24 protein-coding genes and 4 pseudogenes are annotated in these 22,385 nt (G+C 68.9%); 14 read left to right on the top strand and 14 right to left on the bottom strand.

The features are described from left to right. Nucleotides 1–137: 137 nt before the first annotated feature. Together OP79_RS28835 and OP79_RS28830 are read right to left on the bottom strand one after the other, a co-directional pair. A complete protein-coding gene (locus tag OP79_RS28835; protein WP_051744994.1) occupies nucleotides 138–1,046 on the bottom strand; it encodes an alpha/beta hydrolase in 909 nt (302 codons plus the stop codon). A 42-nt stretch (nucleotides 1,047–1,088) separates the two neighbouring features. Further along, a complete protein-coding gene (locus OP79_RS28830; protein WP_051744993.1) occupies nucleotides 1,089–2,546 on the bottom strand; it encodes a carotenoid oxygenase family protein in 1,458 nt (485 codons plus the stop codon). Here OP79_RS28830 and OP79_RS49880 point away from each other — a divergent pair. The 4 genes and pseudogenes from OP79_RS49880 to OP79_RS28810 all read left to right on the top strand — a co-directional run bounded on the left by OP79_RS49880 (nucleotide 2,512) and on the right by OP79_RS28810 (nucleotide 6,232). Beyond that, nucleotides 2,512–3,440: pseudogene (locus OP79_RS49880) on the top strand (type I-E CRISPR-associated protein Cas7/Cse4/CasC). The gene OP79_RS28830 and the pseudogene OP79_RS49880 sit on opposite strands and share 35 nt — an antisense overlap. Further along, entirely contained in the window at nucleotides 3,437–4,270 is an 834-nt protein-coding gene (gene cas5e, locus OP79_RS28820; RefSeq protein WP_033324253.1) for a type I-E CRISPR-associated protein Cas5/CasD, read from the top strand. Before OP79_RS49880 ends, cas5e begins: the two are co-directional and overlap by 4 nt. Beyond that, nucleotides 4,267–4,938 (top strand): type I-E CRISPR-associated protein Cas6/Cse3/CasE, encoded by a 672-nt coding sequence (gene cas6e, locus OP79_RS28815; protein ID WP_033324251.1) that lies wholly within the window; start codon nucleotides 4,267–4,269, stop codon nucleotides 4,936–4,938. The genes cas5e and cas6e overlap by 4 nt, the downstream gene beginning before the upstream one ends. An 865-nt stretch (nucleotides 4,939–5,803) precedes the next feature. Further along, nucleotides 5,804–6,232: a DUF2690 domain-containing protein gene (locus OP79_RS28810; protein ID WP_051744992.1), complete on the top strand. Its 429-nt coding sequence runs from the start codon at nucleotides 5,804–5,806 to the stop codon at nucleotides 6,230–6,232. 438 nt (nucleotides 6,233–6,670) lie between these two features. Here OP79_RS28810 and OP79_RS28805 read toward each other — a convergent pair whose 3' ends face one another. The 3 genes from OP79_RS28805 to OP79_RS50590 form a co-directional block, all read right to left on the bottom strand. Further along, nucleotides 6,671–7,009, bottom strand: coding sequence for a hypothetical protein (locus OP79_RS28805; protein WP_033324250.1), 339 nt, complete (start codon nucleotides 7,007–7,009; stop codon nucleotides 6,671–6,673). A gap of 360 nt (nucleotides 7,010–7,369) precedes the next feature. After that, entirely contained in the window at nucleotides 7,370–7,528 is a 159-nt protein-coding gene (locus tag OP79_RS55420) for a hypothetical protein (protein ID WP_157857377.1), read from the bottom strand. Between the two features lie 122 nt (nucleotides 7,529–7,650). Further along, complete coding sequence (locus OP79_RS50590; protein WP_051744991.1) at nucleotides 7,651–8,142, bottom strand: sigma-70 family RNA polymerase sigma factor; 492 nt, start codon at nucleotides 8,140–8,142, stop codon at nucleotides 7,651–7,653. A 31-nt stretch (nucleotides 8,143–8,173) separates the two neighbouring features. Here OP79_RS50590 and OP79_RS28795 point away from each other — a divergent pair, with 31 nt between their 5' ends. The 5 genes and pseudogenes from OP79_RS28795 to OP79_RS57225 all read left to right on the top strand — a co-directional run. After that, nucleotides 8,174–8,716, top strand: coding sequence for a hypothetical protein (locus tag OP79_RS28795; RefSeq protein WP_157857376.1), 543 nt, complete (start codon nucleotides 8,174–8,176; stop codon nucleotides 8,714–8,716). Then, on the top strand, nucleotides 8,698–9,195 hold the full coding sequence (locus OP79_RS28790; protein ID WP_033324248.1) for a hypothetical protein: 498 nt from the start codon (nucleotides 8,698–8,700) through the stop codon (nucleotides 9,193–9,195). Before OP79_RS28795 ends, OP79_RS28790 begins: the two co-directional genes overlap by 19 nt. Before the next feature lie 7 nt (nucleotides 9,196–9,202). Beyond that, nucleotides 9,203–9,505, top strand: coding sequence for a hypothetical protein (locus tag OP79_RS28785; protein WP_033324247.1), 303 nt, complete (start codon nucleotides 9,203–9,205; stop codon nucleotides 9,503–9,505). A gap of 12 nt (nucleotides 9,506–9,517) precedes the next feature. After that, entirely contained in the window at nucleotides 9,518–9,778 is a 261-nt protein-coding gene (locus OP79_RS55415) for a hypothetical protein (protein WP_157857375.1), read from the top strand. Nucleotides 9,779–9,891: 113 nt separating this feature from the next. Next, nucleotides 9,892–10,257, top strand: a pseudogene (locus tag OP79_RS57225) (GNAT family N-acetyltransferase); the annotation flags it as partial. Here OP79_RS57225 and tcmP read toward each other — a convergent pair. Further along, nucleotides 10,224–10,718 (bottom strand): three-Cys-motif partner protein TcmP, encoded by a 495-nt coding sequence (gene tcmP / locus OP79_RS57220; RefSeq protein ID WP_245685483.1) that lies wholly within the window; start codon nucleotides 10,716–10,718, stop codon nucleotides 10,224–10,226. The pseudogene OP79_RS57225 and the gene tcmP overlap by 34 nt on opposite strands. Nucleotides 10,719–11,036: 318 nt before the next feature. Here tcmP and OP79_RS28775 point away from each other — a divergent pair, with 318 nt between their 5' ends. Both OP79_RS28775 and OP79_RS28765 read left to right on the top strand, forming a co-directional pair. Next, complete coding sequence (locus tag OP79_RS28775) at nucleotides 11,037–11,429, top strand: HNH endonuclease family protein (protein WP_033324246.1); 393 nt, start codon at nucleotides 11,037–11,039, stop codon at nucleotides 11,427–11,429. 919 nt (nucleotides 11,430–12,348) lie between these two features. After that, a pseudogene (locus OP79_RS28765) lies at nucleotides 12,349–12,660 on the top strand (alpha/beta hydrolase); the annotation flags it as partial. Here OP79_RS28765 and OP79_RS28760 read toward each other — a convergent pair. The 5 genes and pseudogenes from OP79_RS28760 to OP79_RS28740 form a co-directional block, all read right to left on the bottom strand. Further along, nucleotides 12,632–13,180 carry a TetR/AcrR family transcriptional regulator gene (locus OP79_RS28760; RefSeq protein ID WP_245685475.1) on the bottom strand — a complete coding sequence of 183 codons (549 nt, stop codon included), beginning with the start codon at nucleotides 13,178–13,180 and terminating at the stop codon, nucleotides 12,632–12,634. The pseudogene OP79_RS28765 and the gene OP79_RS28760 overlap by 29 nt on opposite strands. A gap of 241 nt (nucleotides 13,181–13,421) precedes the next feature. Then, a pseudogene (locus tag OP79_RS49875) lies at nucleotides 13,422–14,488 on the bottom strand (NO-inducible flavohemoprotein). Nucleotides 14,489–14,617: 129 nt separating this feature from the next. Beyond that, entirely contained in the window at nucleotides 14,618–15,529 is a 912-nt protein-coding gene (locus tag OP79_RS28750) for an alpha/beta fold hydrolase (protein WP_033324243.1), read from the bottom strand. Nucleotides 15,530–15,811: 282 nt separating this feature from the next. Further along, nucleotides 15,812–16,417 carry a hypothetical protein gene (locus OP79_RS28745; protein WP_033324242.1) on the bottom strand — a complete coding sequence of 202 codons (606 nt, stop codon included), beginning with the start codon at nucleotides 16,415–16,417 and terminating at the stop codon, nucleotides 15,812–15,814. 168 nt (nucleotides 16,418–16,585) lie between these two features. Continuing rightward, a complete protein-coding gene (locus OP79_RS28740) occupies nucleotides 16,586–17,470 on the bottom strand; it encodes a sigma-70 family RNA polymerase sigma factor family protein (protein WP_033324240.1) in 885 nt (294 codons plus the stop codon). Nucleotides 17,471–17,726: 256 nt separating this feature from the next. On the opposite strand from OP79_RS28740, the gene OP79_RS28735 reads away from it, so the two are divergent. The 3 genes from OP79_RS28735 (at nucleotide 17,727) to OP79_RS28725 (ending at nucleotide 20,701) form a co-directional block, all read left to right on the top strand. Next, nucleotides 17,727–18,461 (top strand): alpha/beta fold hydrolase, encoded by a 735-nt coding sequence (locus OP79_RS28735; RefSeq protein WP_051744989.1) that lies wholly within the window; start codon nucleotides 17,727–17,729, stop codon nucleotides 18,459–18,461. 368 nt (nucleotides 18,462–18,829) lie between these two features. Beyond that, on the top strand, nucleotides 18,830–19,222 hold the full coding sequence (locus OP79_RS28730; protein ID WP_033324237.1) for a hypothetical protein: 393 nt from the start codon (nucleotides 18,830–18,832) through the stop codon (nucleotides 19,220–19,222). 120 nt (nucleotides 19,223–19,342) lie between these two features. Further along, nucleotides 19,343–20,701 (top strand): NAD(P)/FAD-dependent oxidoreductase, encoded by a 1,359-nt coding sequence (locus OP79_RS28725; RefSeq protein WP_033324235.1) that lies wholly within the window; start codon nucleotides 19,343–19,345, stop codon nucleotides 20,699–20,701. Here OP79_RS28725 and OP79_RS28720 read toward each other — a convergent pair. From OP79_RS28720 to OP79_RS28710, 3 genes are all read right to left on the bottom strand, one after another. Next, entirely contained in the window at nucleotides 20,691–21,221 is a 531-nt protein-coding gene (locus OP79_RS28720; RefSeq protein ID WP_033324232.1) for a hypothetical protein, read from the bottom strand. The genes OP79_RS28725 and OP79_RS28720 overlap by 11 nt on opposite strands. Nucleotides 21,222–21,435: 214 nt before the next feature. Then, on the bottom strand, nucleotides 21,436–21,687 hold the full coding sequence (locus OP79_RS28715) for a hypothetical protein (protein WP_033324230.1): 252 nt from the start codon (nucleotides 21,685–21,687) through the stop codon (nucleotides 21,436–21,438). Between the two features lie 204 nt (nucleotides 21,688–21,891). Beyond that, entirely contained in the window at nucleotides 21,892–22,326 is a 435-nt protein-coding gene (locus tag OP79_RS28710) for a cupin domain-containing protein (protein ID WP_033324228.1), read from the bottom strand. Nucleotides 22,327–22,385 lie beyond the last annotated feature (59 nt).

The following is a 22,385-nucleotide window of genomic DNA, read 5'->3' as shown; positions in this document are numbered from 1 at the left end:
CCTGTTCCGCACCAGGCCAAAAACAAGGCCGAACGGTTGTCGCGGTCTCCGGGGACGCGAAAGAGGCCCGACCGGTCCGGCGCCGCGAAGGTGACCTCGCGTCACCGGACCGGCCGGGCCCGGATGAAGCAGTTGGCTCAGCGGGGCGCGTCGCGCGCCCCCACTGCGGTGACGCTGTGCACGAAACGCGCCAGATCGTCACCGAAGGACTCGTCGTCGAGTCCGAGCACCAGGATCTCCGACAGATGGGTGTGGCCCAGGACCGTCACGAAGGGCGGGATGACGCCGTGCGCGGCGAGCATCGCGTCCAGCAGGCCGACGGCCTGGCTGTGGAAGTCGGGAATGTCCAGCTCGGCGACGCCCACCAGCATCGAGACCTGCGAGCGCACGAGCCCGGGGACGGCCGACCGCTCGGCGTACTTGGAGGCGTCCTCGCCGTAGTAGACGGTGAGCGGGAAGCTGCGCTCCGCGGTCGGCGGATCGTAGATCCCCGAGAGCAGGACCGCACCGGCCAGGTCCTCCGCGCCGGCTCCGCCGTCACCGGCCAAGTACGACGCCGCATTCGTGGCGCCGGCCGACTGGCCCATCAGCACGATCCGGTCCGGGTCTCCTCCGTACTCCGCGATGTTCTTGCGGATCCAGGCCACGGTGGCCGCGATGTCCTCGGCACCGGACGGCCACTGGTGCTGGGGCGCCAGCCGGTACGACATGTTAACCCCGACCATGCCGTGGCGTACCGCCCAGCCGCCGATGTGGTCGTACCACGGCGTCTTCGGATCGGACTTGTCGCCGGAGACGTGGCCGCCGCCGTGCACGAACAGCAGCACCGGGGCGCCTTCCGCGGCCGGGCTGCCGGGGGTGTGGACGTCCAGGAGGTGGCGGGGGTCCGAGCCGTAGGACAGATCCCGCTCCACTCGCGGGGCCAGGTAGCTGCGCTCTTCGTGCAGCGGCGCGAGCAGGTCAGTCAGCGCCTGGAAGAGTTCCGGCGAGAAGCCACGGCCGGCAGCACGGATCTGCGCGAGCACCTCTGCCGGGAGCGTGGTCATGATCAGTGGTTCCTTTCGTCGGGCCCTTGACCGCTCGAGTCGTCAGGCATTCGCCTGCTCGAGTTCTTCATCGGCGATCCAGTTGGAGTGGAAGCCGAATTGGGGCCGGTGCGGAACCTTGATCCGGGCGACGGGGCCGGACGCGAGGTCCTCAGCGGGCAGGATCAGCACCTCGGTGGTCTGCGTCGGCACATCGATGGCGTACCCCAACACCCAGCCGTCGTCCTCGGCCGAGTCCGCGGTGCGGGGCACGAACACGCTCTCCACCCCGGCCTTGCCGTCGCCGTACTCGTAAAACTCCGTGCTCTGCTTCTGCACGTCCAGCTTGGCGATCGCGCCGGCGCCCTCGAGGCGGTTGAAGTAGCCGTAGCGGTGCTGCTTGCCCGTCATCCGGTCATCCAGCCGCGGCATCTCCAGCCCGATGTCGCTCATGGTCTCGATCTTGCTGGTGCCGGTCACCGGGTCGAGGATGTACCGGTCCAGCCGTGAGCGGGATTCGGTGGGACCGCTCAGGTCGTCCACGAACACCTTCGGGGAGCTGCATGCGTCGACCGCGACCTTGCTGTCGGGCAGGTCGAAGGCATTGAGGATGTGGAACACATGGGTCTGCTGGTCGAGTGCGCACCACTTCACGTCGGCCGTTCCACCGTCGCGGGGCACCAGCCCCCACCGGACCGACTTCCCCAGATCCCACACCCAGGGGAAGTCGTGGCCCTCGCGGTGAATCCGCTCGTTGAACTCGAGCGCACCGTCCAAGAAGATCGCGTACTTGGCGGTGATCGCCATGTCATGAACCTGCGGCCGGCCCTCCACCGGGATGTCGACCGTCTTGTTGATCTTCCCGTCGGTGCCGAGGACCTGGTAGCTGACGTGGTCCCACTGCCAGAAGTAGGAGAAGCCGTGCAGCTCACCGCTGTCGGGATCGCGGTGCGGATGCCCCGTCCATGAGCCGTTCAGCGTGCCGCCGAAGTCGCACCGCGCGACCGACTCCAGCTCGTAGCTGACCTCCACGGGCAGCGCACCGGCCTCAGAGAACGCGTACGTCCTGCCCCCCACCGCCCACACGTGCGTGTTGACCACGTTGGCCTCGACGAAGCGCGGCCCCGTCATGTCGCGGTACGGCTCGCGGCGCGACAGCGGCTCGGGCCCCGGCAGCCGCGGCACGCCCAGGTGCGGCGTGGTCAGCTCGTCACGGACGAACCGGTTGCGGTACCACTCCGCCCGGCTCTCCCGCAGCCGCACTCCCGACAGCATCCCGCTGCCCGTGAACCAGTTGTACGTGCGCGGGTCCTCCGGGTCGAACGGGCTGGCGTTGGGCCCGCACCATACGTAGCGGCCGTTGAGCTCCTCGGGGATCTTGCCGATCACCTCCAGCTGATGGGCGGTCACCTCCTGCGCGACCGGGGCGAAGGGGCCGTCCAGGAACCGGTTCTGCGGCTCCTCACCCTCCCCCCACAAATTGGTGATGGGGCGCCCCGAGTCGTTGCTCTTCTCTTCCATGTCACTCCTGCCTTCGTTGCCGGGTCCCGTCCGGTTGCCCCCAGCGGGGGACTTCCTGCTCGTGCCAGACAGTGTTCGTCCGCCGAAGTCCCACGTCATCGGGCCTGCAGCCCAGTGTTCGAGCTGTCGTTCATATCCTTCGTACAAAAAGTCCGGGCCGGGCCTCAGCCGTGCGATGCTCGGTCCGGCAACGAGGGGATGCCGGGCCCCCGCTCCCTGCACCCGCGGGGATGGTCCCGGCGTCATCAACCTCTTCGGGCGGATGCTCGCCGAGATCGACGACGCGGGCGTGGACGGCGCCGTCCAGGTCGCCCACGCCTTGACCACCCACGAGACCGACGTCGAACTCGACTACTTCTCCGCCGTCGACGACGTCACCGCTCTGTGGGACGACGCCACCGGCAGCGGCCACATGGGGCACGCCGAGTTCAGTGCCGGCACCTTCTACCGCTACGCCACCCTCGACCTGCGCGACCTGATCGCCAACATCGGTGACGAGCCCACTGCCGCCCGCGACCTGGCGGCTGCCTTCCTGGCCTCCTTCATCACTCACTGCCCCAGGCCAAGAAGAACTCCACCGCCCCGCACACCATCCCCGACCTCGTCCACATCTGTGTCCGCGCCGACCGGCCCCTGTCGTATGCGGCCGCCTTCGAAAGGCCCGTCCAGGCAAGCCCGCAGGGCGGCTTCGCCGACGTCTCCCGCAGCCAGCTGTCCGCCTACGCCCAGGCCGCCAACACCTTGCTGGGCACCCGCGGCCTCCTCACCTGCGGCTGGGCAGGCCTGGAAACCAAGAACCTCACCGGGCTCGGCGAGCGCCGTGACTCCTTCGACGACCTGATCACCACCACCCTGGACGCCGCCCTCACCGGCACCACCGAGGCCGCCGCGTGAGCGCCACCGCCGAGCCGGGACTCCTGCTGCGCCTCGCCGGACCGCTACAGTCCTGGGGCGAGCGCAGCCACTTCAACGAACGCGACACCGCCCGCTTCCCCACCCGTTCCGGCGTCATCGGTCTGCTCGCCGCCGCCCTGGGACGCCACCGTGGTGAGAACCTCGACGACCTCACCCGTCTGTCGATCACCGTGCGGGCAGACCGTCCCGGCATCGTCCTGCGTGACCTGCACACCGTGGGCGGGGGCCTGCCGGCAAAAGCCACCGTCACGACCGCCGAGGGGAAGAAACGCAGCGGCGACACCGGCACCCTGCTGACCCACCGCAGCTACCTGGCCGACGCCGTCTTCACTCTCGCCCTCACCGCAGGCGACGACACCACGGTGCTCGACCGGGCTGCAGCCGCCCTCGCTGCCCCGCACTGGCCGCCCTACCTGGGCCGCCGCTCCTGCCCAGCCGAAGGCCCGCTCCTCCTGGGTCACTTCGACGACGTACTGCACCACCTCATCCACGTGCCCATCGCCGCCCCCCCACCCGAACGCGATGCGAGCGGGATCGAGTTCCTCTCCGACCGTCCCCTCGACCACCTGCGCGCACCCGCAACGGACACCAAGCCGGACACCGGGACCGGCGCCCACCCGGCCGGCGAAGTCAACGATCAGCCCCTCACCTTCCACTCACGCCGCCGCGCCTACCGCGCCCGCCCTCTGTACCGGCGCACTCTGCCCCTGCCCGCGGCCCAGCACACCGGCCTGGGCGCCGAGCACCTCCGCACCCTCACCGCCTACCTGAACGAACACCTCGACCAGCCTGAAGGGAGCCCTCGTTGAGTATCTGGCTGACCCGTGTCATCCCCGACCCCCGCTCCCCAGAGGCCCGCCGCGACCTCACCGGCAACGCCACAGCCATGAACCTGCACCGCCGTCTGATGGCGCTGTATCCCGCCGACGCCGGACCCGATCCCCGCGCTCAGTTCGGCGTCCTGTTCCGCATCGATGACACCCCCGCCGGACCGCACATCCTCCTGCAAAGCACCCATCAGCCCGACCTCACCCGACTTCCCCAGGGCTACGGCACCACGCACAGCCGACCCCTGGACGCCCTCCTCGACGCTCTCAAACCCGGCCTGACCATCCGCTACCGCTGCGCGGCCAGCCCTGTCCGCAAACCCGGCGCCACGACCCGCGCCCTGTACAACCTCCCCGCCGTCATCCCCCTCACCGGCGCCCACGCCGACGAATGGTGGACCCGCCAAGCCGACACCGCTGGCCTGAAACCCCTCACCCTCCACTCCCATCCCCTCGACACCGCCCACGCCACCCGCACGCCCGCCTCAGGCACTCCGCAACGCATCCGCCACGCCCGCACCCGCTTCGACGGCTCCGCCACCGTCACCGACTCCGACCTCCTCCGCCAGAAGATCACCGAAGGCATCGGCCGCGGCAAGGCATACGGCTGCGGCCTCCTCAGCATCGCCCCCGCCAGGAACACCTCATGACCCGTCCAGGCACCCATCGCACTCCCGGCCAGGCACGACGCAAGCTCGCGGCGCCGACCGTCGCGATGCTGTGCTCTCCGCGCGAGCGGAGGTGGACCGGACGGGTACCTGCGGAGCCTGAGCGCGGCCGAGTGCTCTCCGCGCGAGCGGAGGTGGACCGCACGCCGAGAAACGCTTGGCCTTGTCGCCGATGTGCTCTCCGCGCGAGTGGAGGTGGACCGAGGATCACAACGCGGACGCCGCTGGCGCGAGCGCGCCAGAGCGCATCCTGGCAGTCGCCCTTCGGGGCCAACGAGAATCGCAACTCCCAGCTGACCGACGTTCTGCCGAATGTCCGCACAGTCGTCTGGTGCTACGAATCCTCGCGCCCGGTTCTCTGGCTGCGCCCACTCCGAACGATGTCACCCCGCAGGCCCCGGCCCGCGATGGCCGCCACCGTGCCCTCCCCACCCACAGGCAAGCGGCCCTGCCTGGCGGCCCCGGACATCGCTGAAGCAGTCGAGCGGCGGACCCGCGCGATGCGTGAGCTCGGCCGATGTGCGTTCCCGGAGCCGGAGACAGCGCCGACCGCGATGGAGCCGGCCCGTGCCCGGCGCCGCGGCTTTGTGCGGGCAGACAGCGTGCCCCCGAGGTCGGCAGCCTCGACGCGCTCGCGCCGGGACCCCTCCCGGTCGTGGAGATTTACGGTCGAGCGGCTGCAAGCACGTGACCCAGTTTCACCTCGATCAAGTCTGCTCTGCTTCGTCTCCCGTCGCCGGACCAATCGGTTCCTCCGGTGGCGTGGTCGACCAGGAGACCTGCACCAATCACCAGATGAACGCGATGCCGATCCGGATCACGTTCTGCCACGGCTTCGGGAGGATTCATGAAATCACGTACTGTCATCGCCGCGACGCTGCTGTCCTTTGGAGCTGTGGCGTGGGGGGTTCCCGCGACGGCGGCCCCGGCTGCTGCTGCGGGCACCTGCTACGGCTCCACCTGTACGGGGCTGGAGCCCAACGGCACGACATGTGCCAACGACGCGCGCAACGTACGGACCACGACGTCCCAGGGGCGCACCATCATCCTGCGGTACAGCCCGTCTTGCCGAGCCGCCTGGGGCAAGATCATCGGCGCGTCCGTCGGAGACAGGATCGACATTGCGAACAGCAAGGCCCCCAGCGACTACTACACCAGCCGCGTCAACTCCGGCAGCGACGCACACACCCGCATGGTGAACGACGCCGGGTACGTCGCGAACGCCTGCGGCCGCACCTCATCGCTCGCGTCGCTGGGATGCACCCAGGTGTACTGACGACTCACCGCGCAAAGGCCGCGCACCGGGCCCGGCAGCCACCCCGGCCCGCCGCAACGTCCACGACCACGTTCTCCAGCGGCACTGCGTGTCCCAGGGCCGGAGCGGCCGATCAACCAGACACGCCACCACGGAATGAGACGCCGAACAGCCCGAGCGCAGAAACGGTGGCTGCCGGAGATGTGGAACGGGCAGGAGTGGCAGTTGCGCGTGCCGCCGCGGCGGTGATCGTCTGGACGCCTGTCGAATGACGGACGGGAGGCGGAATCGGTGGAACGCGCACTAGGTTTCGCACTGCCTGCCCGGACTCGTGCCCAGCGCCATACGGACGATTGAGCGCCTAGGGGCGGACCTCCAATGGTTCCCGGACATGCCGAAGGTCCCCGGGCTGGCGCCCGGGGACCTTCGGCATTCGTGCCGCTCTACAGGTCCGTGCCGTCAGCCGCGGGGCTGCTGGGCGGAGGCCGCCGCGATCCACGCGGCGACCGCGACCTTGAACAGCTCGACGGCGATGTCGTACATCCCCGGCAGGGCGAAGGCCGCGCCGACCGCGAACGCGAGCGAGCCGCCCCAGAAGAGCCCCACGCGGCTGTGCGCCCGGGCCCACCGGGCGGCGTTCCGGCGCTGCTGGCGCTGGCGCTGGCGGCGCATCTGCCGGAGTCGGCGACGCTGAGCCTCCAGCTCCCTCTCGGCCGCGATGATCATCTCCTCGAACGTGCTCTGAAACAGTTCGGGCAGATCGTCGCTCTGGCCGTCGGGAAGAGGGATGCTGGTCATGGAACGGACCTCCTGGTCGCGGTTCCCGCCGCTCGGGGTTGGTAGCCGTGTCGAGCGGACGGTGCGAGACACCCCGTGTGCCCCTGCACCAACACCAGTAGGGCCGGAGGCCCTGGCGTTTGCTCCAGGACTCCGGCCCTACTGGTTTCTACGGGTTCAGCCTGCGTGGTGGCGCACCCCCGCCCGTCACCACGCAGACCTCCATAAGAGTTCACTCATCCGAGGCCCCCTTCGTTCGAAGGGCGTGCGGTCCACCTACGGCAAGTGCATCCGGTCGAGTCCATCGCGTTGCACCCATGCCGGGAAGGTGAAGGGTGCGCAGCAGGCCGACGGCGGCGAGCACCACGAGACGTCCCCCCCTCATCGTCCGGGCCGGGCGGGGCCGGGCCGGGCCGGAAACAGCACCTCCTTGATCGGTACGACCGCGATGAGCAAGGCGTCCCACACCCGCCCAATCCTGTAGGCGAGCAGCGCGAGCACCGTGCGTGCTGCGAGCCCCCAGTCCTTGTTTCGTCCCACGATTCGCTCTCCTTGGTCGGTGTGTGTGTGGTGGTGTCACTGCCGCCAAGCAGCCCACCCTCGGTGAGCGCGGACCATCGGATCCGACGGTCCGCGCACCCGGGCGAGAGGTTGCTGGGCGCTCACGCCAGACCGAGGCGTCCTCGTACAGGCTTGAGCTTCACCCGCGCCCGGTAGATGGCATTGCGCACGGCCCCGTCCGAGATCTCCAGCAGCTGGGCCGCCTGCATGGAGGTCATACCGTCGATCTTCACGAGGGCGAGCGCGAGGAGTTCGCGGGGCTCCAACTCCTCCGCGAGCGTTTCGACGAGCTGCTCCAGCAGGAGCCGCTCCGCGACCGGGGCCTCGACCGAGCTGGCGTCGAAGTTCACGATGTAGCCGGGGACCGGCATCGCAGCTTCGTCCAGGGCCCAGGTGTCGTCTCCGATCAGCAGTTCCCGCTTGCGCTGAGCGGTCAGCGTCCGGTGAAACGCCTTGATGGCGTTACCGAAGGACTTCCACGCGTAGTCCTTGATCTCATCCTGGACAGGGCCGCCCCCGCCCCACCCGGCTGGACACAGTGGTCTGAGCGCCGACAACGAGTGGTGCCCGACCTGGCCACCCCGCCAGAACACCACCCTTCCTCCCGTTACCGTCGTCGTCACCATGCGAGACGAACAGGAGTACATGCGCCTGGCGTTCGCGGCCCATCAGCCCCGCTACGGACGTATCACCGTCCACCCCACCCCGCTCGCGGGAACCGGGGCCTACCTGGCGCACGACCTGATCCGCGCCCTCGGCAAGCACCTGCCCGTCCCCGACGACAATCACGACCTGCCCACATGGGCAGGCAACTCCGACCGCAGCTGGCGCATCACCGCAGCCTGGATCCTCACGCTGGGCATCACCCACCTGACCATCTGCCGCGCCCACCGGATCAGCGCAGGGCAGTGGGAGCAACTGCTGGCACTCAGCACGCGCACCGGCCTCCGCCTGACCCTGCTGTGCAACGGCCCCTCCCGCTCCAGACCCTCCGCCTGCTGGACACCATCGAGCACCGCCTCCTCGACGACCGACGCGCCGCAGCCGCCCACTGGCGCCCTCCAGCCCACCTCCGAGAACCCGCGGGCTACCCGTGGTGGCGGCATGGTGCACCCTTCCCGCCGCGCGACGACGAACTGCAGTTCCGCATGCCGCCCCAGCCTCTGAGCCCCGTCACCGTTGCCTTCACTCCCTCATCCGCACCGACCGGCCCCATCCCGCCCCTGCCCGTTCCCGGACCGCACCAAGACCACCTCCACCCCCACAACACCCAGATTGCCGACCGCATCCACACCCGCATCGCCCACCCCGTCCACGCCGCATGCGCCGCCCTGGGCGCACTGACCGGATACAGCAGCCGACAGATCAAAGCCCTCCACACCCACCCGGGCAACGGCCTGCCCGCTCTGCCTCCCTGGACAACGGTGCTGATGGACGCCGCCCGCCAGCTCGCAGCCCTGCGCGGCCATCCAGACGCCCCCAACCCGCTGTCCGTCCCGCACTGGGAACACCCCGAAATCGACCAGGCACTCCACGCCTGCCGGCTCCTGCCCACCCCACCCGACCGCCGATCCCGCAAAACCGGCACCCCCACCTCGGCAGCGGCCACCACTCGCACACTGCGCGGCCGCCCTACTCCCTCCTGAAGGACCCATGCTCGACCGACTTCACACCAACTCCGTCGCCGAAGCCCTCGACATCGCCGACGCCCACCACTGGACCCGCCAGCCCCCGCTCTCAGACCGGGCACGCTTACGCTTTCTCAACTCCCGTGGCGCGGACCTCTCCACGCTCGCCGGCCGCCTGCACACCACTCCCCGGACCCTGCAGAGCATCCTCACGAACAAGCGGAACGCGCCGAACGAGGCGTTGCGCCAGGCCATCCTCAAAGAGGTCATCCGGCTGTGGCAGCCACGAGTCCGCCGCCGGGCCCACCGAGCAATCGGCGACCAGTAGCACAGTCTGTGGGTGCATTTCCGCGGCTGGTTCGGTTTTAACGCAGCAGCAGGGTCCTCCGACGACGGCCGCGTACGCCGCCTGTCGCAGGCCCTGCATCATCCCTATCCGGCCCGCCTGCTCGAGGCACGACACCGCAGCGCGGACGAGCAAGAAATGCGGAGCATCGTTGCCGACGCAGTAGGCGAGGCCTACTTCCGAGTCTCACCCGGGCGCGGTGGTCTGCACATGGTCAGACTCACCGACATCGACTACATCGAGTTCTCCTACTGAGCCCGGCCACTGTCACAAACGCTGGCGGGCATCTCGTGTGCCGAAGCACGATAGTTGGCACGGCAGCAGGATTGTTGTCACCTGGACTGCCGGCAGGACCTACGGTGACGGGGATGAGCGACGATCCCGTGATACTGCGTCCAGTGGTCGAGGATGACCTGTCGGTGCTCGAGCGGTTCCTGACAGATCCGGAGGCGACTGGGCCGTTCCAATGGCTGGGCTGGTCAGATCCGGGGCGCTGGCGACGCCGCTGGGCGCAGGATGGCCTGCTGAGCGATGACGGCGGCCAGCTGATGGTGGCGACCGGCACCGACCGGCTCGGCTTCGTGGCATGGCGGAAGGTCGTGACCTCGCGGAGCTCGCACTGCTGGAATATCGGGGCCCAGTTGCTGCCGGATGGCCGGGGACGTGGTGTCGGCACGCAGGCACAGCGGTTACTGGTGCGCTATCTGTTCGCGCACACTCCTGTGGTCAGACTCGAGGCGGACACCGAGACGGAGAACATCGCCGAGCAGCGCGCACTGGAGAAGTCTGGCTTCGCCCGTGAGGGCGTGCTGCGCAGCGCCGTGTTCCGGGACGGGCAGTGGCGGGACATCACGTGCAGCGGCACGTTGACGCTGCCCCAGCTGTCGAAGATCCCCAGGATCGGGTGGCCCCAGGCTCCGAGCTCATCGAGGACTGCGAGGCTGTCGCGGCCCGCGTCACCGCGCCGGACCTCCACCCGTACCGGCAGATCCTTGAGCGGCCCGAAGCGGGAGACGAGTTCCGCCACGAGGCGTTCGTGGCGGGCGCGGTCCTTCTCGATGAATATCAAATGCACCCGCCGGGGGCTGAGGTGCATGCGGTCGACCGCGTGATGACCGAGCAGGCGGTCCAGGATGAACACCGGTGAGCCCGGCTCGCCGTCCTCGTAGCGGCCCGGGCCGGCGAACGCGTCCAGGAGCGTGACCCGGGGCCGGGAGTAGCCGGTGCTCTGGGGACGCCGTGCACAGGCCCGGTCAGCTCCGTCAGTTCGCCCGGCAGCCGCCGGGTGAACCGCAGGCGATACAACGCCGCGTAGGAATCGGGACCTGAGCCGGACACAGCGGCAATCTATCCCGTGCTCTTGTGGCGTGCCCGACGCGGCTCAACCATGACGCAGCGCCGACAGCGTCTTGGGCGATGGCCGGGCACCGCCCGTCCCGTCGCGCGCGGACCGCGGCGGGCGGAGGTCCTCAAATCTGAGGCGGTCACCGCTCCCGGGCAGGAAGCGAACTGCGTGCTCACCGGCGGCCTCTGGTACAGCGCCTACGACGACCAGTACCTCGACAGCGCCCGCAAGCTCGACGTCGACCACCTCGTACCGCTCGCCGAAGCGTGGGACAGCGGAGCATCCGGCTGGCGCGCGAAGGAACGCGAGGCATACGCCAACGATCAGGACGACCCGCGGGCCTTGATCGCGGTGTCCGCATCCAGCAACCGGTCCAAGTCGGAACAAGACCCCAGCCCCTGGCTGCCGACGTTCGAGGGCTATCGGTGTCAGTACGTCACCGACTGGGTCGCGGACAAAACCCGTTACGGACTGTCCATCGACGGGAGTGAGGAAGCCGCGCTCTCGGAGACGCTGAGCCGCTGCCCCAACGAGCCGGTCACCGTCACCCTGGCCCGGTAACGACAACCCTGGGGGCGTGCCCGTATGCGAAGGCCCCGGCTGGACGGGGGAGACCAGCCGGGGCCGTGAGCGGTGGCGTGCGGAGGGCGGTCGCCTCCCGGCGGAGGGCTCCATGGGGCTTCAGCCGGACGATCGTCCCCATGGGCTGTAGGTGAGGCCCGGGGACACTGTCCCCTCCGCAGCCACATCTGGAAGAACGGTGAACTGTCCCTGCTTGTTCCGTTGTTGGTGCTGTGTGCCGTGTGAACTGGAGCACCCCGGCGGGTTGTCCCGTTCGAGCCTCTCGGCCCGCGTCCGGTGCCAGTGAACCTCAAGTACGTGTCGTCGGGAGTTGGGCGCAGATGAACCAAGCCCGGACCCGTTCGGTGCGCTGGCACGCCCGGGGTGTTCCGGTCGTCGCGCATGGTGCTTGTCGATGGCGCCCGTTACTAACTTCGACCGTATCCAGGCAGAAGCCGCCCAACGGGATGCCCAACGCCCACCAATGACCAGAACGGCCGCGGGCTACTCCCTGGGAGGCCCGGAGACGATGTACTCGTGATAGTCCTTGCCTTCGGGCCAGCGTCTGATGACGGCCTCAACTTCCGGTGAGCGTCTGGGCGGTGCCTCGGAGCGCAGGAACGCGCCGAGGCACGCTACTGAGTCTGCGCAGGCCAGCATCGCGTCGGATCGCCTTTCGGAGTCGCTGCGTTGGTCGTTTTGGGGGCCAATGGAGGCGTACAGCACGTTCGATGTGAGGCGAGACCTCAACTCGGCGCCGGGGAGCCACTGTGAGTGCAGCTGCACCGTGGCGTGGTGATGAAGCTTGGTGCGCTGGTACTCGCTCTTCTCCTCCTCCGATGCGGTGCGCGCACCCTTGCGGAGGAGTTGTTGCAGGGCTAGGAGCTCGGTGAGCAGGTGCTGTGCCGCCTGTATCGATTGGCGCTCGGCACTCGGCGACCTCACCGACGCCGAGGTGTCCGCGTACATGTCGCTGGCGTTGGCCGAGGACCCCTTGGGTCTGCCGATGACCTACATCGACACCGGCTCCGCAGAGGTCTTCCGTGACGAGGACACCGACTACGCCACCCGCATCTGGGCGGCGGGCGGCCAGGCCGAACTCCACGTCTGGGCTGGCGGCTTCCACGGCTTCGACGCCCTGTACCCGCAGGCACGGATCTCGACCATGGCCCGCCGAACCCGCACCGACTGGCTCGCCCGACTCATGCGGGACGCGATCGAACGAGGCTGATCATGGCGTGGTAGAGCTCCGTGGCCGGCGGAGCGTCCGGCACGGGTATGAGGGGCGCGTCCGGGGTGGCATAGGCGCGCAGCGTCTGGGCCACGAGGCGGCGCGAGGCGTTCGAGGCGGTGTTGCCGCCTGCTCGGACGACGCCGGAGTTGGCCAACAGCAGAATGGTGAGGTCGCGGTCACTGAAGTCCTCGCGCAGGTAACCGGCCTTCTTGGCCCGGGAGATGAGCCCGAGCGCACCGCGGGATGCTTCGGCGCGTCGGGTCTCCACGGCGCCGGCGGGGAAGGTCATGGTCAGGACCTCGACGAAGGTCGGGTCCGCAATCTGCCGGGCGCAGACGCACTGGACGTAGTCGGCGAAACCCTGCCAGGGGTCCGGGTCGTTCGAGCAGGCCGTCACAAGGCTGTGGTGGGCCTCCACCCGATCCGTGTAAACAGCGTCGATGAGGCGCTCCCTGGTGCCGAATCGGCGGAACAGGGTGGCGTTGCCGACGCCGGCCTCGCGTGCGACGGCGGTCATGGGGACACCGAGTCCTTCGCGGGAGATGAGACGGCGGGCTGCCGCCAGGATGCGCTCGCGGTTGCGCTCGGCGTCGACGCGCAGTGCCTCCGTGGGGTTCCGCTCCAGTGCAGTTGCTTCTGATCGGTGCCGTGGTCGTGGTGTTCTTGGCGTTCTGCGCGCGGCGTCTGTCTGTAGCTGCGAGCACACCTTTTCGCTCACTGGTTGAGGTCCTTCGGGTGGCTGTCACGCGGCGGGCGTTCTACTTGCTGAGCCAGAGGTCCGGGCCGAACACTTCGTAGTGGATGGATCGGGGTCTCAGCCCGTGGGCGAGCAGGTCGGTGCGGACGGCCTTCATGAAGGCCAGGGGACCGCACAGGAATGCCGTGGCGTCAGGGGCGGGGGAAGGGCGGGCGATGTCGGCCCAGCCCTCGTTGACATGGTCCGCGGCGGCGTCCGGGTGGTCGGTGTCCTCGTACCATACGTGCAGCGAGGCATGGGGGAGTCGGCCGACCAGTTCGACGAGTTCGAGCCGGTGGGCGTGATCGGAGGGGGAGCGGTCCGCGTGGACGACGGCCACGGGCCGGTGGGGCGAGGTGGCGGCCAGGTGTTCCAGCATGGCCAGCATGGGGGTGACGCCGATGCCTGCCGAGGCGAGCAGCAGCGGGCTGTCGCCCTCAGGGAGCAGGAGGTCGCCGAAGGGGAGGGAGACCTGGAGGGTGTCGCCGGGATTGGCGTGGGCGTGCAGCCAGGAGGAGACCTCGCCCTCGGGCACTTGGCCGTCGGCGGAGTACTCCCGCTTGACGGTGATGCGCCAGGTCTTGAGGCCGGGGGCCGAGGAGAGGCTGTACTGCCGTATCTGGTGTGCTCCGTCGGGCAGTTCGACCCGCACGCTGAGGTACTGGCCGGGGACGAACGGTCCGGTCGGTGACCCGTCGGCGCGTCGCAGGACGAGGGACACCGCGTCGGGGGTCTCCTCATGGCGTACCGTGATCTCCATGGTCTGCCAGACGGCACCGTCCTCGACCTGTGCCTGCGCGTACAGGCGCGCTTCCATGACGATGAGAGCGTTGGCCATCAGCCAGTAGACCTCGTCCCATGCGGATGCCACCGCCGGAGTCACGGCGTCACCGAGGACCTCGGCGACGGCACTGGCGAGAGCCTCCCTCTGCGCGCCACTGGCCTGGTTCGCCCGGTTGAACAAGTCGCGGAGCAGCTCGGGCCGTTCCTCGAACATGCGGCGGTAGAACAGCTCGGTGATGGTGCCGAGGGAGGCGCCCACGGCGGGGGAGTGGTGCGGACGATCTGTGCGGATCGTTCGGACAGCATGCCGACTCCGAACTGGTAAATGAGATGCCTATTCTCCGGTGTGAGTCACCGCCGGTGCCTCATCCGTGCTCGAATGATTGACCGGACAGCGGCTTACCTTGTGACAGCTTCGGTGCACCGTGTGACGGGCTACGAGGAGAGAACGCCGTGCGCCCGGAGGAACCCCAGCACCGCGGTGCTGAACAGAGAGGGCCGTTCGACGTGCCCGAGGTGTCCGGTGTCCTTCAGGACCGACAACTCGGCGGCGGGCATCGACTCGAGAAGGAGACGGGCCCAGCGAGGTCCGCAGATGAAATCGTCCTCGCCGGCCAGGACCAGGGCCGGAGTGGTGATACGGGGCAGCTCTGGCCGTATGTCGAACGGAGCGCCCTCCCCGCGGTTGGGGGCCGCGTACATCCGCAGCAACCGACGGGCAGGCCCGAACTCCCCTTCTCGGGCCCAGTAGTCGAAGACATAGGCCGGCATGATCTGCCGCAGGACAGCGGTGGCGCCGTCGTCGTTCAAGAGGCCGAGAGGGGTGGTGAGGCTAACGGTGTAACCGGCCACCTCAGGATGGGCGTCGACGTTCCGTTCCACGAACCGTTCCATGGCGGCGACCGCAGTCGACCAGAACGCGTCGTCCGCCACAGGAGAGGTGTCGTACAGGACGAGAGAGGCAAGGTGGTTCGGGTGGTCAAGTGCGTACTGCTGGGCGACGAAACCACCGTGGGAGTGCCCGAGCAACTGGATCCGCGGCTGTCCGAGGTGTTCGACGACATGGTGCAGGAAGTTTGCGTACGTGGCCACGGTGTAGTCACGGGCGTCCGGCAGGTGTCCGGAGCGCCCCGTTCCGACCGGCTCGACGTAGACCATGGTCAGACGCTCTTCCAGCTCAGGCATCCGGAGGTACTCCCAGCCGATGCCCGGCCCGCCTGAATGAGCGACGCACACGGGGCCCGAACCGGCGACGTGGTATCGCTGTTCGATGCGGGCGAGACCGTGGGGGACGGTGAGCGCATGAGTGCCGGGAGAAAGCGGCGAGGACTGATACGAGTGCTTCACGTCGTCCGATGATCCGTGCGCGGTGGCTGGGCTCCAAGAGAATTTGTCACTGTTGATGACACTGTTATGGATCGCATCACTTCCGGAACCAACAGTGTCATTGAGTGTGTCAAAGTGCGGTAGGGTGAATACAGTGTTTCCGACGTCGAGGCGCACTCCACGAAGGCGTCGGGAACGCTGTCGCACCCGCTGCACAGAACCGGGCGGGTGCCGTGGCCCGGACGCCTTCGATCCCCCGCGAAACGGCGTCCGGGGCTATGGCCTGGCCTTTCGCTCTGTCGCTCAGGGCTGCTGGGCACGGTAGAGGCCCCGGCCGGTGCGCTGGACCCGGGACGTGCCGACGAGACGGTCGAGCGTGCTGCGGATGGCGTTGATGTTCCCGCTGTCGGTGGCGCGGCCCAGCGCTGTTGCCACGTCGCGGGCGCGCACATCAGTGTCACCGACCTGTGAAAGGTAGTTGAGGGTCTGTTCGGTCAGCTTGCCGTACGTGCGATCCGCGTCGTTCTTCGAGCGGGAGGTGTCCTTCGAACGGGAAGCCCGCTTCCCGGCCTTCTCGTCGCGCCCGGGCGGCCGCGAGGCCGCCGGGGTGTCAGCAGAGGAACCGACAGGAGCTGCACGGCCCGTGCCCGAGCCCGCCTTTGTCCGTGTCGACGGTGCCGCAGAGCGCCGGTTCGGGTCGACGGTTTCCGCTGCGGGCGCCGTGTCCGCCGGGCCTGTCATCACGCTTTCCAGGGCGTGCACGGCTCGGCGCACGGTTTCGAGATGGTCGGCGACGGCGGCAAGTTCTCTCTCCAGCGACCGTTTCTGCAACTCCAGGCGGTCAAGATCCCCTTGGAGGCTTTCAGCGGTGCTCTCGATGGTGCGTGCCGTGCGCGATGCCGAAACCATTTCTCCCTCTCATCCTCGACTCACGTGCCGCGCCCCCGTCCAGCTGCGATGCGTTCGGATCTCAGCCGGCGCTGTGATGAAGATGCAGTAATGGATGGTGAAGAACTTGTACACCGATTGTTGCCACTGTCATGGCAAAGCGCAACGGGTGCGTGCGTCATCGGCGGATCAACCGTCTTGTGCGCCGCGTTCGACGGCCGCAGCGGGGCCGCGGTTCCAGGAACGCAGCTTGTCCGGGTTGAGAACGGCCCACACGCGGGTGACCAGATGCCGGGCGATGCCGAAGCTGATGACGGCGGCGACCTGGTCGCGGTGGCGCACGACGATCGCGGTGCGGCCGTTGGCCGGACGCAGGTGCAGGGTGATGTGAGGGCGCGGGGCGAGGAGGGTCAGCAGGGCGCGGCCCACGTGCCGGCTGCCGTGCACTGGTCGGAGGAGGGCGCGGACCTTGCCGCCACCGTCGAAGAACGCGCTGACGTCGGGGGCGAGCAGGGAGTCCAGACGCGCGGCGTCGAGAGTGGCGCAGGCCCCCCGGACGGCGTGGACGATCCGGTCGTGCTGTGGGGGCGTCGTGGCACGTACCCGGGGCCCGCGCAGGCTGTGGCGGGCGTAATCGGCGAGTTCGGCGCTTGCGTCGGCTGACTGTCCCACGATCGTGACCGTTTGCGGCGGCACGGCGAAGACGTCGTCGAGGACGAACACGGCCCGTTCGGCCGGCGACAGCGTGTTCAGCGCGTCGAGCAGGACGTCGCTGATCTCTTCCGTCAGCGCCCGGTCGATCTCGGTGGCGGCTTCACCCGCGACCGCGGACGAGCCTCTCTGCAGGGGCAGTCGGGCCAGGCAGATGGTGCCCGTGGTTCTGGTCAGCCAGGTGCGCGGTTCGGCGATGTTCGTCCGCTGGGCGTCGGTCAGGCCGTACCACCGCTGGTAGGCATGGGTGACGGCGTCCTCGGCCTCGGGACCGGTGCCTAGCATCCAGGAGGCGACGTCGAGTAGGTGCCGCCGTTCGTCGAGCAGATCAGCGATCGGCACTGTGTCACCGGTGTGCCCCATGAGGCGTCCTTTCCTCCTGCACCCTGCCACGCCCCACCACCGCGTGGCCGCAGCGTTCTTTGCAGAGCAGACCGGCCAGACGGGGATCATGTGACATCGGCCTGGGCCTACGTGGAGAGCCCCGCCCCGTACTTCAGCAGCCGATGTGCGGTCCTGCGGACCGCTGGAGGGCGGCACCGCAAAAACACGGTGTGACAAGATGTGAGACCTCTTCCACCCGCGAGGCGCAGTCCGTCTCTTGAAGAAGGAATCACTCATGCCTGCCATCCTGATCCACGGCGTGCCTGACACCCATCACGTATGGGACGGTGTGCGACAGCACCTGAGCAGGACCGATGTGGAAGCCTGGGACCTGCCCGGTTTCGGCGCCGCGCGCCCGAACGGTTTCGGCTCCTCCAAGGAGGAGTACGTCGACTGGCTGATCCGACGACTGGAACGGGTCGGTGAGCCGGTGGACCTGGTCGGTCACGACTGGGGCTGCATTCTCACCCTCCGCGTCGCCTATCTGCGCCCCGATCTGGTCCGCACCTGGGCCGGAGGCAACGGGCCGGTCAACTCCGGCTACGTGTGGCACCCGTTGGCCAAGATCTGGCAGGACCAGGTCGAGGGCAACCGCTTCATGCGCGAACTGCGTGCGGAGCCGTTCGCCGAGGACCTGGCGGCCGGCTTCGACGTACCCATCGGGCCGGCCAAGGACATGGCGAGCCGCGTGGACGAGCCGATGAAGGACTCCATCCTCAAGCTGTACCGCTCCGCGGTCACCATGGGAGCGGAGTGGGAACCGGGACTGTCTGCCGTGTCGGCGCCCTGTCTGGTCTTCTGGGGAGCACTCGACCCCGCGTGCCAGATCGAGTTCGGGCGCAAGCTCGGCGCCTCCCTGCACGCCTCCGAGGTGGTCGAGATGGACTGCAACCACTGGCCGCTGCTCCAGCGACCCGCAGAGGTCGCCGAGATCCTGGAAGGTCACTGGAGCGCGCACGCCGGCGCCTGACGACCACTGAGGCGATCACACCTCCCTGTGGCTGGTGGCTCGCGGTTTGCGGCGGGGATTGGCGTTCCGTCTGATCCCCGTCCTCGTCGTGCCCATCGGCCGCCGCACGCGGCGACGGCGCCAGGAGTTCCGATTTCGTTGATCGGAGCCTGGCCCAAATGCCACTGTGTCGACTGCGCCCGTCTGATTCGTTCAACATGAAACAGTGTGAAATGCCGGGGCTTCCTTATCCCGGAGACCGCAACTCCCCTGGCACAGGCCCCTCATGGCCGTATCACCGCCCGCCCCCGGCGGGAACCGCCCCCGTGGGACGAAGCCGCGCCTCGTGACGAAGACATCGTTCGGCTCGTTCAACGGCGGGATTTGACATGACAGACAAATCGCGTATTCATCCTTCTCGCCAGGTCTGGTTCCACAACCCGCACGGCAGGGACACTGTTCCGGCGTCCGACGCGACCGTCGTCGGCTCCGCGGGCATCGAACCGGTGGATGTCTACGGCACCAGCTACCCGGATCCCGCCGAGATCCCGACGGGACTGTCGCCGTCGACCCAGGCGCCCCTGAGCATGTACACCGTGCCGACGGGCCAGGCCTACGTCACGACGGCGCCTCCCCGGCTGACCACCGACTACTTCCCGGCGGCCGCCACCAAGGTCGTCTTCGGTGGCAAGAGGATGTACACCATCCAGTACGGCCACCGCACGTCCCTGGTCTACGAAGTGGACATGAGGGTGAAGAAGTGCCCGCACACGGCGCGTTGACACCCCGGAGCCCGCGAGAGCCAAGCCACGAACGGTAGTCGGCTGCGATCCGGCCACCATGTCACACCGAGTGCCGACGATCGGTCTACAAGGTGAAGACCGAGAGGAACAGAGGACACCGTGCGTGAGATCTTGATCGTGGGCGGCGGCTACGCGGGTTTCTACACCGCCTGGGGCCTGGAGAAGAAGCTGCGGCGGGGTGAGGCGCGCGTCACCGTTGTCGACCCCCGTCCGTACATGACGTACCAGCCGTTCCTGCCCGAAGTCGTGGCCGGCTCGGTGGAGGCGCGGCACGCCGCGGTCTCGCTCCGACGGCACCTGCACCGGACGCGTCTGATCGCGGGCTCGGTGACGGAGATCCGCCACGGCGCGCGCACGGTCACGGTCCGCCCGGAATCCGCGCCGCCCTTCGACCTGCACTACGACGTGCTGGTGGTGACGGCGGGGGCGGTCACACGGACCTTCCCGATCCCGGGGCTGAGCGATCAGGCGTACGGACTGAAGCATGTCGAGGAGGCGGTCGCGATCCGCGACCGCCTCCTCACCTCGTTCGACCGCGCGGCCGGCCTGCCGCGCGGGCCCGAACGCAGCAAGCTGCTCACCGTCACCGTCGTCGGTGGCGGATTCTCCGGAGTGGAGGGGTTCGGTGAACTGCTGGCACTGGCGACCGCGTTGCTCAAGCAGTATCCGGAGATCGACGCGGACGAACCGGCCTTCCACCTGGTCGAGGCGCGGGACCGCATCCTGCCTGAGGTCACCGACCGGCCGGGTGCCTGGGTGGTGCGTTCACTGGAGAAGCGGGGGGCGCGGGTGCACCTGAACACCCAGCTCGTCTCGGCCGAGGACGGACGCGTGCGGCTGTCGGACGGCACCGAGTACGACTCGGGTCTGCTGGTGTGGACGGCCGGCAACGCCGCCAACCCGATCGTGCACAACCACACCGACCTTCCCGTCGACGAGCGCGGACTGCTCACCGTACGGGCGGATCTGCGGGTCACCACGGACACCGAGGTGGTGCCCGACGTCTGGGCGGCAGGTGACGATGCCTCGGTGCCCGATCTCGCAGCCGGCCGACCGGGCGCCCGCACCGTGCCCAACGCCCAGCACGCCGTCCGGCAGGGCAAGCGTCTGGCCAAGAACGTCCTGGCGTCCCTGCGCGACCGACCGGCCAAGGACTATGTGCACCGCAGTCTGGGCGTGGTGGCCACGCTCGGGCTCGGCCGTGGCATCTTCCAGTACCGGGGCCTGGTCATCAAGGGGTTCCCGGCCTGGCTGATGCACCGTGGGTATCACGTCCTGGCCATACCGAGCTGGGAACGCAAGGCTCGTGTGTTCGCCGTGTGGGCCACCGCCGTTCTCTACGGCCGCGACATCGTCTCGCTCGTCTCGGTGCAGCACCCGAGGGAGGCCTTCGTCTCCCACGGCGAACCACGCCGGAGCGAGGAGCCCGCGGAGCCCGGAGGCCGGATCAGCGCTTGACGGCGCGGTAGAGCCCGCGGCCGACCCGCTGGACGCGCGAGGCGCCGACCAGACGGTCGAGCGTGCTGCGGACGGCGTTGATGCTACCGCTGTCGGTGTCGCGTCCCAGAGCGGACGCGACGTCGCGGGCGCGGACTTCGGCGTCTCCGGCCTCCGCGAAGTAGGCCAGGATCTGTTCCGTGAGCTTGCCGTACGTCTTACCGGCGTCGTCGCCATCGTCGCTCCGGCCGGCCTTGGCCGGGGGCTCGTCGGCCGGAGCGGCGGATGCCGTGGCTCGCGCGGGCTTCGGCTTCGCCGGGGACGGCGCGTCCACGAGACCGGGGGGCGTGGCGGCCGGGCCGGTGCCGGGCATGAGGGCCTGAAGGGCGTCGAGTGCCCGCTGCACGGAACCGAGGTGGGCGGTGACCGCGGCCAGTTCCCGCTCCAGCGCCTGCTTCTGGATCTCCAGCCGGACCAGGTCCTCCTGGAGACTCTCGGCAGTGCTCTCGATGTTGTGCGCCGTCGGGGTCACGGAGACCATGGGTTCCTCTCGTCCTCAACCCTTTGTCCTGGCGGGACCGCTCGATGTCCTGGCCCGCCACCCGGCGCGGCACCGGGGGGATGCTGCCGAACATCATATGCAGCGGCCCCGCCGGGTACGAGAACAGAGTGGGCAGGCCCACGGAGAACACACCGTTTCTTGCGGAGGCGGGGTGCCGGCCCGGCTGATCGGTGCGATCCGCCCGCACGGGCCGTCAGGGACGGCCCGCCGGTGAGGGGGCGAGCCCCGTGTCGCTCCCTTCGCCCGCCGGCGCCTCGGTGTCGCCGGATCCGGCCACGGACCGCGACAGCCGTCTGATCTTCTCGGACACCGCGTGGATCTGGACGTCCACCTCGTCGATCGCCTCCCGGAGCACACCCAGCCGTCCCTCGAGGACGGCGGCCTCCGCGGCCAGCGAGACGGTGACGGCGGCGGGATCGGTCCGGCGGTCAGCGCTTCGAGTCATCCGCGCGTCCCTCCTCGACCTGCGTCGGAAGTCCGGTGGACGGGCTTCTCGGGACCAGCGGTCGCTCGGACGCGGCTGATGTATGTCCCTGCCATGCTCCTCCTTCGTCGCCGCGGGGCCCGGGGCAGAGACCGCCGCGAGCCGTCGATACCGCATTGACCGGGTAGTGACGGGAGCTGTGACAGCCGTCGTACAGCTGCCGCGTTACGGCAGTTCGCAGCCGGGGGACGGAGCGTCCTGGGAGAAGGGGGCGCCGTGCGGCAGGACGTAGAGAACCTCCAGGACGACGTCCGTCGCCCCCCGGTTCTCGCCGATGTGCACGTGATCCGCGCCCGACGGCTCCTTCAGGAAACTGCCCTTCTTGTACACGCCGTCGGACGTGCAGGAGGCGTTGAAGTGACTCAGTGTGCCGTGCTTGACGTAGGCGTACAGGGTGCCGTCGTGGTAGTGCCACCCGGTCGCCTGGCCGGGAGGAATGGTGATCTCGCGGAGGATGTAGTCCGTGTCGCCGACGGTCCGCTGGGCCAGGACCTTGCCGCTGACGCCGGGGCCGCCGGGGGTGGCCTGGGCGGCTCCCGGAACGAGCGAGAGCCCTATGAGGGAGGCTCCGACGACAGCGGCACGTGCTGAAGTGTGCATGATGATTCCCTTCGGAAGGTGAGTGTGAGGAGCGGCCCGGGGTAAGGAGACTCCATGGG

Origin of the sequence: Streptomyces yerevanensis (genome assembly GCF_000716805.1) — a bacterium.
In the GTDB taxonomy this organism is placed as follows: Bacteria; Actinomycetota; Actinomycetes; order Streptomycetales; family Streptomycetaceae; genus Streptomyces; species Streptomyces flaveus.
The sequence above is the reverse complement of the archived record's forward strand: the minus strand, read 5'-3'. Positions and strand labels throughout refer to the sequence as shown.